The organism is Pseudarthrobacter sp. MDT1-22 (assembly GCF_054511035.1).
On record NZ_JBTNDK010000013.1, the window covers coordinates 37374 to 50195 of the forward strand.

11 protein-coding genes are annotated in these 12822 nt (G+C 65.5%); 6 read left to right on the forward strand and 5 right to left on the reverse strand.

Annotation, left to right across the window (positions count from 1 at the left end; translation table 11 throughout):
• Positions 1–107 precede the first annotated feature (107 nt).
• Together ACX80M_RS11835 and ACX80M_RS11840 are read left to right on the forward strand one after the other, a co-directional pair.
• Positions 108–1637, forward strand: coding sequence for a purine-cytosine permease family protein (locus ACX80M_RS11835; protein WP_252609400.1), 1530 nt, complete (start codon positions 108–110; stop codon positions 1635–1637).
• 52 nt (positions 1638–1689) lie between these two features.
• A complete protein-coding gene (locus ACX80M_RS11840; protein WP_252609399.1) occupies positions 1690–2649 on the forward strand; it encodes a polysaccharide deacetylase family protein in 960 nt (319 codons plus the stop codon).
• A 92-nt stretch (positions 2650–2741) separates the two neighbouring features.
• Here the strand turns inward: ACX80M_RS11840 and ACX80M_RS11845 are convergent, their stop codons facing one another.
• The 5 genes from ACX80M_RS11845 to ACX80M_RS11865 form a co-directional block, all read right to left on the reverse strand.
• Positions 2742–3719, reverse strand: a complete 978-nt coding sequence (locus tag ACX80M_RS11845) for a ribokinase (protein ID WP_459309744.1) — start codon at positions 3717–3719, stop codon at positions 2742–2744.
• Positions 3716–5143: a uridine transporter UriT gene (gene uriT, locus ACX80M_RS11850; protein ID WP_459309745.1), complete on the reverse strand. Its 1428-nt coding sequence runs from the start codon at positions 5141–5143 to the stop codon at positions 3716–3718. Before uriT ends, ACX80M_RS11845 begins: the two co-directional genes overlap by 4 nt.
• Positions 5144–6190 carry a uridine-preferring nucleoside hydrolase UriH gene (gene uriH / locus ACX80M_RS11855; RefSeq protein WP_459309746.1) on the reverse strand — a complete coding sequence of 349 codons (1047 nt, stop codon included), beginning with the start codon at positions 6188–6190 and terminating at the stop codon, positions 5144–5146.
• 133 nt (positions 6191–6323) lie between these two features.
• On the reverse strand, positions 6324–6893 hold the full coding sequence (locus ACX80M_RS11860; RefSeq protein WP_252614919.1) for a DapH/DapD/GlmU-related protein: 570 nt from the start codon (positions 6891–6893) through the stop codon (positions 6324–6326).
• 36 nt (positions 6894–6929) lie between these two features.
• A complete protein-coding gene (locus ACX80M_RS11865) occupies positions 6930–7826 on the reverse strand; it encodes a helix-turn-helix domain-containing protein (protein WP_252609395.1) in 897 nt (298 codons plus the stop codon).
• 127 nt (positions 7827–7953) lie between these two features.
• On the opposite strand from ACX80M_RS11865, the gene ACX80M_RS11870 reads away from it, so the two are divergent.
• From ACX80M_RS11870 to ACX80M_RS11885, 4 genes are all read left to right on the forward strand, one after another.
• Positions 7954–8997 (forward strand): NAD(P)-dependent alcohol dehydrogenase, encoded by a 1044-nt coding sequence (locus tag ACX80M_RS11870; RefSeq protein ID WP_252609394.1) that lies wholly within the window; start codon positions 7954–7956, stop codon positions 8995–8997.
• A gap of 47 nt (positions 8998–9044) precedes the next feature.
• Positions 9045–10094: a LacI family DNA-binding transcriptional regulator gene (locus ACX80M_RS11875; RefSeq protein WP_252614917.1), complete on the forward strand. Its 1050-nt coding sequence runs from the start codon at positions 9045–9047 to the stop codon at positions 10092–10094.
• A 113-nt stretch (positions 10095–10207) separates the two neighbouring features.
• The gene (locus tag ACX80M_RS11880; RefSeq protein ID WP_459309747.1) at positions 10208–11317 is read left to right on the forward strand and encodes a GTP pyrophosphokinase; all 1110 of its coding nucleotides are present in this window, start codon (positions 10208–10210) and stop codon (positions 11315–11317) included.
• A gap of 158 nt (positions 11318–11475) precedes the next feature.
• Positions 11476–12801, forward strand: coding sequence for a glycosyltransferase family 87 protein (locus ACX80M_RS11885; protein ID WP_459309766.1), 1326 nt, complete (start codon positions 11476–11478; stop codon positions 12799–12801).
• Positions 12802–12822: the final 21 nt, after the last annotated feature.

A 12822-nucleotide genomic window follows, 5' to 3' on the forward strand; every position in this document is an offset into this window, starting at 1 on the left:
GACACTCCGTCGCGTTTTCTCATGAACTGGCAGACACATTGTATGTGGTGCATGTGGCCTGGGCCACATAATCTGGGCTTATCCCTTTTACTCATGGAGGCTCCCCCATGCAAGACAACCTCTCCACAACGCAGCCAGGGCCGGCAATGACGCCGGCCGAGGACTGCGAAGCCTGGCTTCAGCCGATTCCCGAGTCCCAGCGAACTCAGAAAGTTTCGGGTCAGTTCTGGATCTGGGCCGGCGCAAACCTTGCACCGATCAACTGGGTACTGGGTGCCCTCGGCATCCATCTCGGCCTCGGCTTCGCGGACACGGTCACCGTTCTGGTTTTGGGGAACCTGATCGGAATGCTGTTGTTCGGCTGCTTCGTCCTCCTCGGCCAGAAGACCGGCGCCACCGGCATGGTCCTGGCCCGCGCAGCCTTCGGCCGCCGCGGCAACTACCTGCCGGCAGCCATCCAGGCGGTCCTGGTGATCGGCTGGTGCGCGGTTAACACGTGGATCATCCTGGACCTGGTCATGGCACTCTTCGGCACGCTCGGATGGGTGGATCCCACAGCACACAACTATGGCTGGAAGATCGGCGTCGCCACCGCCATCATGGCCGCGCAGGTAGCCATCGCCTGGTTCGGCTACAAAGCCATCGCAGCCTTCGAAAAGTGGACCGTGCCGCCCACCATCCTCATCCTGGCCGTCATGTCCGCCGTGGCCTGGTTCGGCATGAAGATCAACTGGACGTACGCCGGCCCCGCCGGCAACATCCTGGAAGGCTCCGAACGGATCGCGGCCATGAGCGCCGTGATGACCGCCATCGGCATCGGCTGGGGCATCACCTGGTTCACCTACGCCGCCGACTACTCCCGGTTCGTGAGTACCCAAGTTCCCAAGAAAAAGGTCTACCTGGCGTCGGTCCTTGGCCAGTTCATCCCGGTTGTCTGGCTCGGCATCCTCGGCGCAAGCCTGGCCACCAACAGCGGCGAAATCGACCCTGGGAAGCTCATCGTCCAGAACTTCGGCGTCCTCGCGCTGCCGGTGCTGCTGATGGTGCTGCACGGCCCCATCGCCACCAACATCCTCAACATCTACACCTTTTCGGTCGCCACGCAGTCGCTGGACATCACCATCAGCCGCCGCAAACTCAACCTGTTCGTCGGCGTCTTCTCCCTCGCCGCCGTCGTGTTCTTCATCTTCCAGGAAGACTTCGCAACAGTCCTCGACGCCTGGCTCATCGGGCTCGTGGCGTGGGTTGCCGCGTGGGGCGGAGTCATGCTGGTCCACTACTTCTGGCTCGAGAAGCGGTGGCCGGGCAACCCGGAAAGGCTTTTCGACGCCGTAGGCACCAAGCGCCTCCCCGACGTCAACTGGGCCGGCGTCGCCTCCCTCCTGGTCGGCATCTTCGCCACGTGGCTGTTTATGTACGGACTGGTTCCCGCCATGCAGGGCCCCATAGCTGTGGCTCTGGGCGGCTGGGACCTCTCGTGGCTCGCAGGCGGCCTTGCAAGCGCCGGAAGCTATGCCATCCTTGGCCCGAAGTTCCACCGCAGGCACTTGGATTCCGCCCTGCCGGCCGCCACCGTTGCGCAGGCCACCGCAGACCTGGGATTCGCCGCCCGGCCCAGCGCGCCCGCCGGACGCTGACACTCCTCAAACCTGAATTACTGACGGACACTGAACCTCTAGGAACCACACCATGACCTTTGAAGCATTCGCGGATTCCGCCCACCCCATCACATGGCCTGAGGGCAAGCGGGCAGCAGCCTCATTCACGTTCGACGTCGACGCCGAGTCCTGCACCATCGCCCACGATCCGAAGAGCACGCGCCGGATGTCCCTGATGACCCACCAGTCGTACGGGCCCAAGGTGGCGGTCCCGCGGCTGCTTCAGATCCTCCAGCGACAGGACATCCGGGCCACCTTCTTCGTTCCCGGCTTCACGGCAGACTGCTACCCGGACACGGTCCGGCGCATCGTGGACGCCGGGCACGAGGTGGCCCACCACGGGTACCTGCACGAGCCCATGCAGGGCATCGACGCCGAGACCGAGGCCCGGTACATCGACCGCGGGCTGGAGGCCCTCGCAAGGGTCGGTGTGGAACCGGTGGGGTACCGCGCGCCGTGGTGGGAACTGAACTGGCACTCCCCTGCGCTCCTGGCGGACCGAGGTTTCCTCTACGATTCGAGCCTGCTCGACGGCGACGCACCGTACCGTTTCGGCGTCGCCCCCGGCGACAGCCGGGACATCGTGGAGATCCCGGTCGACTGGACCCTGGATGACTGGGAGCAGTACGCGTTCTACCCCGGAGTCACTGGCAGCGGTGTCATCGAAAGCCCGGCCAAGGTCTTGGAAATGTGGACCCTGGAGGCTGAGGCACACCATGCCCAGGGCAGCTGTTTTGTCCTGACCAACCACCCGTTCATCTCGGGCCGGCCGTCCAAGGCCGTGGCCCTGGAGAAGCTGATTGAACGGGTGAAATCAATGGACGGAATGTGGGTCACCACCATGGAGGCCATCGCCGAACACACCCGCAGGACCGTCGAGGAGGTCCACACCCACGCCCGGATCGAGGTCCCCTCCTTCCCGGAAACGGGGGCCCGGTTCACGCCGGCCGCGGTCCGGCAGCAGACACCGGCCGGTAGCCACAGCCGGTAACCCCGACTGCGGTAAGAGGCACACAAGGAAGCGCCCGACGGCGGCAGGAGACTGCCGCCGTCGGGCGCTTCTTTTGTACTGCCCTCAGACCGTCAGACGGTTCCCGAGGCGAGGAGGCGCTCCACGTCCGCCACCTGCGGATAGGCTGCCTGCGTTCCCTTGCGGGCGGTGGCCAGCGCGGCGGCAATCGAGGCGAAGGCGGCGGCGTCAGCCAGCGGCGCACCGGCTGCCAGGCGGGCGGCTACCGCCCCCGTGAAGGCGTCGCCCGCGCCGGTCGTGTCCACCGCCTTGACCTTGATGGGTGCCACCCGGACCAGCTGCTGCCCCGAAGGCGCCATCGAATCCAGCACCACCGAGCCGTGGGCCCCCAGCGTGACCAGGACGCGTTGGAGGCCCCGCTCGGCGAAGTGCAGCCTGACCGCTTCCCAATCGCGGACATCCGCATCACTGCCGGGAATGGCGGCGGAGCCGAGGAACAGCGACGCCTCATGCGCGTTGACCAGCAGGACATCGGTCAGGTCCGCCAGATGCTGCGGGATCTCCGCGTAAGGCGAGAGGTTCAGCAGAACTGTGGCGCCGGCGTCGTGCCCTGCCCTTGCGGCGGCCTCAACCGTGTCAAGTCTGACCTCCAGGCAGAGGCAGACCACCGCGGCGCCGTCGAACGCTTCAGCCTCGACGGCGACGTCCGCCGGCGAGAGGGTGCCGTTGGCGCCGGCCGAGATGATGATGCTGTTCTCGCCGTTGGAATCCACGGCGATGACGGCGACGCCGGTGGCCTCGGTTGCTGAGGTCCGCACGCCGGAGATGTCCACCCCGGCGCCGGCAGCGGAGGACAGGAGAATGTCGCCGTTGGCGTCCGCACCGACGGCACCCACCAAACTGACGGCCCCGCCCAGCAGGCTGGCGGCGACGGCCTGGTTGGCGCTCTTGCCACCGGGGTTCACGGCGAAACCGCTGCCATGCACCGTCTCACCGGGCAGCGGCAGCCGCTCGCAGTAGATGGTCAGGTCAGCGTTCAGGGATCCGACGACGACGATCCTGCCTTGGGTGCCGGCTGCTGCGGAACTCATTCGGTCACCTCAGCCTCGACGGGCTTGGGGATGAGGAGCGACGCGGCGAACGCGGCCACCGTGATGACCAGGCCCGTCACCACCACGGTGAGGTAGGACGCTTTGGCGTCGCCGAGGGCCGAGGTGGCCACCAGCACTGCCGGCAGCACCAGGAAGCTCAGGCCGGCGCCAAGGTTGAAGGCGCCCGCGTTCATGCCGGGAAGGAACCCCGGGTTTCCGGCGGGTGAGAGGACAACTCCGAGTCCGTTCAGCATGATGTTGACCGTACCGGCGGACATGATGCCCAGCAAGACGGTTCCGGCGATCATCATGGGCAGGCTGCTGAGGCCGAAGAACGCGATGATGGCCAGGGCGGCGATGCTGCCCAGCATGCCGAGACGCAGGACCTTGGTGTAGCCGAGGATGGGCGCGAGCCTGCCGCTGAGGGGACCCACCAGCCAGCCGAGCAGGGCGTACGGGGTGAGGATGATGAGCGACATTTCGGTCGGGCCGATGCCGAATCCCGGGTCCGCGGCCTGCACATACGCCGGCACGATCCCGTTGATGACGGCGAAGATGCCGGTCATGGTCAGCGTGGTGGTCAGCAGCGGCGCCCAGGTGGAGCGCTGGCGCAGGTGGACGGTTTCCACCATGGGCTGTTTGGCGCGCTTTTCCACGGTCCAGAACGCGTAGAACGCGACGGCGGCGACCACCACCAGTCCAATGGCCAGCATGAGCGTGCCGGGTGCGAAGGCGCCCACCAGCTTGGAGCCCTCGTTCAGGGCGGTGAGCAGCGCACCCACGGCGACGACGATGAAGAACACTCCCAGCCAGTCCATGGAGGTGCCGGCGGCCGGCTTGCTCTCGCCGGCGAGGAAGGCGATCAGGGCGGTGGCGACGAGGGCCAGGACCACCATGAGCCAGAAGATGCTGCGGAACCCGAAGTGCTCGGCGAAGTAGCCGCCCACAAAGGAGTCGACGCCGGCTACGCCGCCGTTGACCGCGGTGATGAGGCCCATGAGCGTCCCGTATTTGCGCGGGTTGCTGACGGCGGAGCGCAGCATGATCAGGCACAACGGCACGGTGGGGCCGCTGACGCCCTGGATGATGCGGCCCACAAAGAGCCAGGTCACGTCGGGGGCCATGGCCGCGATGACCGAACCAACGGCCATCAGGAGCATCATGCCGATCAGGATTTTTTTCCGGCCGATGATGTCGCTCAGGCGGGGCAGGAAGAGGGAGAACAGGGCGGCGGCGGTGAAGAACCAGGTCTGGGAGAGGCCGATGACGGCCTGATCGGTGTTCAGTTCCTTGCCCATGGTGACCAAGGCGGGACTGAGCATGGAGGCGTTGAGCTGGAACGCGACGCACGCGGCCAGCAGGGCGACCATCAGGGCGGTGACGTTGCCCCGGCTGGTCTTTGCCTCAGTGAGGGTGGCGGTCATCTACTTGCCTCCCGTGGCTGCTGCAAGGGCGGCGGGTTCAGCAGCGGCGGCGGGAGCGCCGTCGTCGGGCTCCCCAATCCGAACCAGGGCATCCGTTACGAGGTCCCAGAAACGGGCGTGGTCCAGGTCAACGGCCACGGAGGTGGTGCAGTCATCCGGTGCGGGGGCGCGGAAGTCGGCCACGGTCATGCCGAGCGTCAGTGTGCCCTGCAGTTCGATGTCCACCGGAACCTTGCGGGTGGTGACGATGCTGGGATCGATCACATAGGCCACGGCGCACGGATCATGGACGGGCGGGAAGTCAAAGCCCTGGGCGTCCTTGTAGGTCTGGGTGAAGAACTCCATCAGTTCCATCACGAACTTGGCGGGTGCGGTACCCACAGCTGCGATCTTCTCCACCACGTCCGGAGTGGCCAGGGCCTGGTGGGTGAGGTCCAGGCCCACCATCACCACGGGCCATTTTTCGTTGAACACGATGTGGGCGGCTTCGGGGTCGATGATGATGTTGAATTCGGCCACGGCGCTCCAGTTGCCCACGTGGTAGCCGCCGCCCATCAGGACAACTTCCTTGACGCGTTCTACAATGCGCGGTTCCTTGCGGGCTGCCAGCGCGATGTTGGTGAGGCCGCCGGTCGGGACCAAAGTGACCGTGCCCGGTTCGTGGGCCATCACAGTGTCAATGATGAGGTCGACGGCGTGGCGCGGGTCCAGTTCGATGGTGGACTCGGGCTGTGCGGGGCCGTCCATGCCCGTCTCGCCGTGGATGGACGGCGCGGTTTCGATGGTGCGGACCAGGGGCCGGCCGCAGCCGGCGGCAAACGGCACACCGGTGATGCCGGCGATGGTCCCGACGGCGAGCGCGTTCTTGGTGACCTTTTCGAGCGTCTGGTTGCCCACCACGGTGGTGACGGCCAGCAGTTCAATGTCAGGGTTGCCGTGTGCGAGCAGGATGGCCACGGCGTCGTCATGCCCGGGGTCGCAGTCAAGAATGATTTTCTTGGGGCCGGGTTTCATCGGTTTGGATTCCACGTTAAATCTCCACGTCATTGGGGCCTGCCGGAGCAGTGGCCGAAAGTATTCAGTGTGATCATGGCATCCGCGCGGCCGTCACGTCAAGCGCTTAACGTTGCGCACGTCAAGCGCTTGATGTTTGGGTGTGGTGCTTCCGACTCCGGTGGGTTCAGGTGGCGAGCGAGCGCAATACCCGTGCAGGCGACCCGACAACAATGGCACTTTCCGGTACGTCCTTCGTGACCACAGACGCAGCCGCCACCACGGCATCATCGCCAATCGTCACACCCGGCAGAATGGTGGCGTTCGCCCCGATCCACACATTGCGGCCAATAACCACGGGGGCAGGGTGCATGTCCGCGCGACGGCTCGGCATGAGGTCATGGTTGAGCGTGACAATCACCACGTTGTGCCCGATCAGGCAGTCGTCCCCGATGACCACGCCGCCCTGGTCCTGAAATTTGCAGCCGGAATTGATAAAAATCCGTTCCCCGAGGGAGATGTTTTTCCCGAAGTCGGAGTAGAAGGGCGGGAAGACCGTCACGGACTCGTCAACCGGCTTGCCGGTCAGCTGAGCTAACAGCTCCCGGACCCGCTCCGGTTCCTGATATCCGCCATTGAGTTCGCCAGTGATGCGCAGGGCATCCTGGCTGACCCGGTGCATGACCTCATGCAACGGCGAGTCCCCGGTGATGGTGTGTCCGGCATTCAGCGCCTCAAGGAGATCGGCGAGTTCCATGGTGTCCTTTCAGTCAAAGCTCGTCACGCGTGCGCGTCAATTGTTCGGTTTTGCTGCTTCCGAAACCGCCGTGGCCGCCCAGCTCGTAAGGAGTTTGATGCGCTCTTCGTGGGTCGTCCCGGGTTCAGCGGTGTAGAAGCTGACGTCGTTGACGGCACCCGGGGAGGTGGTCGTCAGGGACTGGTAGGTCAGCTCCAGGTCGCCTACCACGGGGTGTCGCAGCCGCTTGGTTCCCTCGTGTCGGAAACGGATGTCATGCGATGCCCACAGCGTGCGGAACTCGGGGCTCAAGGTGGATAGTTCGCCTACGAGTTCGCGCAGAGAGCGGTCGTTGGGCTCACGGCCGGCTTCGGCACGCAGCAGGGCGGCGGTGGCCGCGGCGCCGGCGTCCCAGTCGACGAAGAACTCCCGTGCGGCCGGGTCGAGGAAGTGAAAGCGTGCGAAGTTTGCTTGGCCGTTGGCAGTGGTGGTGTCGCTGGCAAACATGGGCGCGTGGAGTGAACGCCCCAGCGCATTAGAGGCCACGATATCGAGGCGGCCGTTGCGGACGAACGCGGCCGACATGGTGATGGAGTCAAGCAGCCAATGGACAGTGACCGCCAGCCCCGCTTCCTTGCGGCGGGATGGCGTCCGGCGCACGGGCCGGGCGGCCCGTGCCAGCTCGAAAAGGTACCGGCATTCGTCATCGTTCAGGTGCAGTGCCCCGGCCACAGCCTTGAGGACTTCGTCAGACACGCCGCTGATGTTGCCCTTCTCCAGCCGCGCGTACCACTCGGTGCTCACCCCGGCGAGGACCGCAACCTCTTCGCGGCGCAGTCCGGGAACGCGGCGACGGCTGCCCGCGGGAAGCCCCACCTGCTCCGGGCGGATTTTGGCGCGGCGACTGGCCAGGAAGTCCCGGATGTCGGCGCGGTTGTCGGGCAGGTTGTCCATGAATCCACGATAGCCCCGGTTCACCAGGCTAAAGGGGGGAGAGCTTGTACCCCCATAAACGCAGCCTTCTTCAGCCGATGGAAATAGGGTGATATTGATGCAAAGGCACCCCCTAAACAGGAGAAGAATGTTTACCGTTAGTTCCTACGCCGCACCGTCCGCCGCTGAGCCGCTCGTTCCCACGAAGATCGAACGCCGCGACGTCGGCCCCCTTGATGTCCTGATCGACATCAAGTTCGCCGGCATCTGCCACTCTGACATCCACACCGTCCGCGGGGACTGGGGTCCCCAGTCCTACCCATTGGCCCCCGGCCACGAGATCGCCGGCATCGTCACCGAGATCGGCACGGCGGTCACCAAGCACGCTATCGGCGACCGGGTCGGCGTCGGCTGCATGGTCAACTCCTGCCGCGAATGCGTCAACTGCCTCAAGGGCGAAGAGCAGTACTGCCTGAATGGCAACGTCGGCACCTACGGCGCTGTGGACCGCGACGGCACCATCACGCAGGGTGGCTACTCAACGCACGTCGTCGTGACCGAAGACTTTGTCGTGCGGATCCCCGAAGGCATCGCGCTCGACGCCGCCGCTCCCCTGCTGTGCGCGGGCGTCACCACGTACTCCCCACTGCGGCACTGGGGTGCCGGCCCCGGGAAGAGAGTTGCCGTCGTCGGCCTGGGCGGCCTCGGCCACATGGCCGTTAAGCTCGCCCACGCCATGGGCGCGGAAGTCAGCGTACTTTCACAGTCGCTCAAAAAACAGGAGGACGGGCTGAAGCTGGGCGCGGACCACTACTACGCCACCAGCGACGAGACCACCTTTGAGGATCTCGCCGGCAGCTTCGACCTGATCATCAACACCGTGAGCGCATCGATCGACATCAGTGCCTACCTGCAGCTGCTCACCCTCGACGGCGCCCTGGTCAACGTCGGTGCTCCCGCTGAACCGCTCCCGGTCAACGCGTTCGCCCTCATCATGGGCCGCCGCTCCTTCGCCGGCTCCATGATCGGCGGGATCCGCGAAACCCAGGAAATGCTCGACTTCTGCGCCGAGCACAACCTCGGTGCCGAAATCGAAGTCATCCCGGCCAGCAAGATCAACGATGCCTACGAACGCGTCCTTGCCTCCGACGTCCGCTACCGGTTCGTCATCGACACCTCCACTCTCGTCTAGAACACCGGCGGGCAGCACCGGCCCTCCACGCCTACTACGATCGAAGGATGGAATCCGCGGAGCAGGTGCAGCAATCCGTCCGCTCTCGGCGCATCACCGCCGCCATGGTCGCGGCCCGCGCCGGCGTCTCGACGGCGACGGTTTCCCTGGTGGCCAACGGCAAGACTGCCGGCCGCGTTTCTGAGGACAACATTGCCAGAGTGCGGGACGCAATTTCCGAGCTCGGGTACGTGGTGGACGGGATCGGCAGCTCGCTGGCCAAAGGCGTCAGCTCCATCGTGATCCTCGTGTCTCCGGACATCTCCAACCCGTTTTTCGCCAAGGTGATCGCCGGGGTCCGGGAGTCACTCGGGGCTGATTACCAGCTGCTGCTGTCCGTCACCGACGCGGGCGAATTTCCGCAGGCCGGCGACGTCCGGAAGCTGATGGCACTCCGGCCGGCCGGGCTGCTCGTGGGTGCCCCAAACGCCGAATTCCTGGAAGAACTTTCTGCCGCGGGCCCCGTGGTCCTGCTCGATGCCCCAGGGCTGGAAGCCTACGCGCCGTCCGTCAATCTGGACGTTGCGCACGGCGCGGGGGAGCTGGCGGGACACCTGGCAGATGCAGGGCATCGGCAGGTGGCCTACGTGGACAGTGTCACCGGCACAGCGACGTTCGCCATCCGCCGCGAAGCCTTCCTGGACGAGGCAGCGGCCCACGGAATATCGGTGGGGCCCGGCCACATCATCAGGACCACCATCGACGTCGGGGCGTCTGCCGCCGCGTTCGCCGCCGCCTGGCCCGCGTGGCAGCAGGCCGGGGTCACCGCCGTCGTCTGCTGCACTGACACCCACGCCTATGGGGTGCTGCAGGAAGCGCGGGTGGCAGGCGTCCAGATCCCGGGCCAGCTGGCCATCGCCGGCTTCGATGATCTGCCGCACTCCGCCACCAGCAATCCCAGCCTGACCAGCGTGCATCTGCCGGCGACCTCGTTGGGGCTGAAGGCCGGCGGGCAGCTGCGCCGACTTATGGAAGGCCACCAGCTGGAGCAGCCGCAGCTGACCCTGGAAAGCTCCCTGGTGGTCCGCAACTCCACCTCGGCAACGGCCCCTTCATAGCCAACGCTCTCTCACTTTCCCTAAGAAAGTGAGAGAGCGTTGCCGCATTTCTTAGAATAAGTGAGAGAGGGGTGTGATGGGGTGCTGTCACACCCCCGCCGTAAGCTGGGGGCATGCCGAGTAACTGGGACGCCCTGGACGTCAGCCTGCGTGAATCCGTGCAGGAGAACGTGGAGATCTACGAGCGCGTCCGCCCTGCCCTGAAGCTGGTCACCAAGGACGTTCTCCATATCCTCCGCGACATGTTGAAGGACACCGAGGTCACGCCGCTCTTTGTCACCGGGCGCACCAAGTCGGTGGAATCCTTCCGGGAGAAGATCTCCCGGATTGAGGAACCGCTGGAACCCGGCGGACCCCCGGTGCTGAAGTTCCCGGACCCGTTCCGCACCCTCAACGACATGGTGGGCGTGCGCGTCATCACCAAACTGCCAACCGAGAATGCCCTGGTGGCCAACATCATCAAGCGCCAGCGGCAGGTGTTTGACTGCCGCGGGGACCGGGAGAAGGACATCGGTTCCATCGAGTCCGGCACGTACGGCTATTCGAGCCGCCACCTGATCCTGCGCACCATCCAGAACGAGGCGGTGAAGGATTACCAGCAGGCCTTCAACCCGGATATTCCGGCCAACGGCAGCTATTTCTTCGAATGCCAGATCCGCACCGTCTTCGCCCACGCATGGAGCGAGATCGAGCACGACATCCGCTTCAAAGCCGAGGACCCCCGCGCCTGGACGCCGCATTTCGACCGGCAGTTCACCGCCACCGCCGCCATGCTGGAAACAGTGGAAAGCGCCTTCGCGGACCTCCACGAACGCTACGAGGAAGTCCGCAGCTACTGGGACATGGAGGGCGAAGGCGCCGCGCAGCTCACACCCAACCGGATCCGGGACGTCTGGCGCACGCTGCTGCCGCACGTGGACCGCAAAGTGGATGACGACTGGGGCTGGGCCGCCGAGCTCATGGCTGCCCACGGCCTCAACCAGACCGTCCAGCTGGCAGGCCTGCTCAGCGCCCAGCGGATCACCGAGGTCCGCAAGGCACTGGACCACCGCTACTCCCCCGGCCCGGACCGCCTGCTGGATGACCTCCTGCTGTGGCAATACGGCACCAAACACATTGACCTCACCGCAGAGGCGCCCGACGCCGTCCCGCACCCGCGGCGCGACAGCCTCCTGCGGCGGCTCAAACAGATCGTGCGCTACCGCCAGACCAAGTCCGAGTAGACCAATCGCGGAGCCGCAGGATTATTGGGCACCGCTGACATTCAACTACCCTTGACTCATGGTGGAGGCTGTTGTAGACGGACCTCCGATGCTCCCGGCTCCAGCCCCGCGGCAAGATCCGGCACCTGTTTTTGCCCCTCTCTGACAAGGATTCCGCCATTTCCACGGACGCATTCTTCGCCACGCTCACCCGGATCCGCAACGTCATCCTGCCTGCGGCCGCACGGTCCTGGCTGAACACGCCGCGTGGACTGCTCACGGGCTTTATCCTGGTGCACCTGGGCTTCCTGATCTTCGCGGCGCTGCTTTCCCTGCGCGGCGAAGCGTTCAGCGACACGTTCATCTACCGCGACTGGGCCCGGGCCGGTTTCGACGAAGCGAACCTCAGCGGTGGCCCCAGCCCCTGGGTGTACCCCATCCTCGCGCTCATCCCCATGGCGCTGGCAGGGCTTGCCGGCCCCGGACCGTTCTTCTTCCTGTGGGTGCTGATGACCACCCTCCTCAACGGCTGGGCCCTGGCCAAGCTCACGGACCGTGGCCGCAACCAGGACGCCATCCCGGCGGCCTGGTGGTGGCTGATCTTCACGCTGCTGATGGGCTGGCTCGGCTTCGCACGCGTGGACGGCCTCACCGCACCGATCGTCCTGGTGGCCCTGGCCTATGGTGTGGGCCGGCCGTTTGTCGCGTCGGTCCTGCTCGCCGCCGCCACGTGGGTAAAGGTCTGGCCGGCCGCGGTGATGCTGGCCCTGTTCGCCGTGGTCAAGAACCGCCTCCTGGTGGTGCTGGCGGGCGTGGCCACGTCAGCGGTGGTGGTGGCACTTGCCGCCGCGGTTGGCAGTGTGTCCAAGCTGCTGAACTTCCTGACCCAGCAGGGTGACAGGGGCATGCAGCTCGAGGCAACGTTCACCGCCCCGTGGCTGTGGCTGTCCGTGCTGAACATCGGCGACTCCCGGATGTACATGAACACCGATATCAACTCCATGCAGGTGGACGGACCCGGCACCGCGGTGATGTCCGTGCTGATGCAGCCGCTCCTCATTCTTGCTGCCCTGCTCGTGGCCGGACTGACCTTCTGGGCGCTGCACAACGGCAAGCTCAACAGCAACGGAAAGGCCGACGGCGGCGTGGACCGTACCGAGCTGCTGCTGGCCGGGGCGCTTACCCTGGCCACCGCCTTTGTGGTGTTCAACAAGGTGGGCTCGCCCCAGTTCATGGTGTGGCTCGCCCCGGCCGTAGCGGTGGGCCTGGCGCACAGCTGGCGTGAGTGGCGGGTCCCCGCGGCCATGCTCATCGCGATCGCGGTGGCCACGTTCTTCATCTACCCGCTGTTCTATGATGCCCTCAGCCACAACAACCCCCTTATGGCCGGTGTGCTGACCATCCGCAACGTCCTTCTGGTGGTCCTGTTCCTGTGGTCGGTCCGGCGCCTGTACTCGCTGGGCAAAAAGACTTCAGCGTCCGTCCCCGCGCTCAAGGAGTCCTGAGATTTCCACAAAGTTCTTCGA

Excerpts from the sequence above, each read along its gene's own strand:
- ACX80M_RS11835 (WP_252609400.1), top strand. The coding sequence starts at position 108 with ATGCAAGACAACCTCTCCACAACGCAGCCAGGGCCGGCAATGACGCCG.
- ACX80M_RS11840 (WP_252609399.1), top strand. The coding sequence starts at position 1,690 with ATGACCTTTGAAGCATTCGCGGATTCCGCCCACCCCATCACATGGCCT.
- ACX80M_RS11845 (WP_459309744.1), bottom strand. The coding sequence starts at position 3,719 with ATGAGTTCCGCAGCAGCCGGCACCCAAGGCAGGATCGTCGTCGTCGGA.
- uriT (WP_459309745.1), bottom strand. The coding sequence starts at position 5,143 with ATGACCGCCACCCTCACTGAGGCAAAGACCAGCCGGGGCAACGTCACC.
- uriH (WP_459309746.1), bottom strand. The coding sequence starts at position 6,190 with ATGACGTGGAGATTTAACGTGGAATCCAAACCGATGAAACCCGGCCCC.
- ACX80M_RS11860 (WP_252614919.1), bottom strand. The coding sequence starts at position 6,893 with ATGGAACTCGCCGATCTCCTTGAGGCGCTGAATGCCGGACACACCATC.
- ACX80M_RS11865 (WP_252609395.1), bottom strand. The coding sequence starts at position 7,826 with ATGGACAACCTGCCCGACAACCGCGCCGACATCCGGGACTTCCTGGCC.
- ACX80M_RS11870 (WP_252609394.1), top strand. The coding sequence starts at position 7,954 with ATGTTTACCGTTAGTTCCTACGCCGCACCGTCCGCCGCTGAGCCGCTC.
- ACX80M_RS11875 (WP_252614917.1), top strand. The coding sequence starts at position 9,045 with ATGGAATCCGCGGAGCAGGTGCAGCAATCCGTCCGCTCTCGGCGCATC.
- ACX80M_RS11880 (WP_459309747.1), top strand. The coding sequence starts at position 10,208 with ATGCCGAGTAACTGGGACGCCCTGGACGTCAGCCTGCGTGAATCCGTG.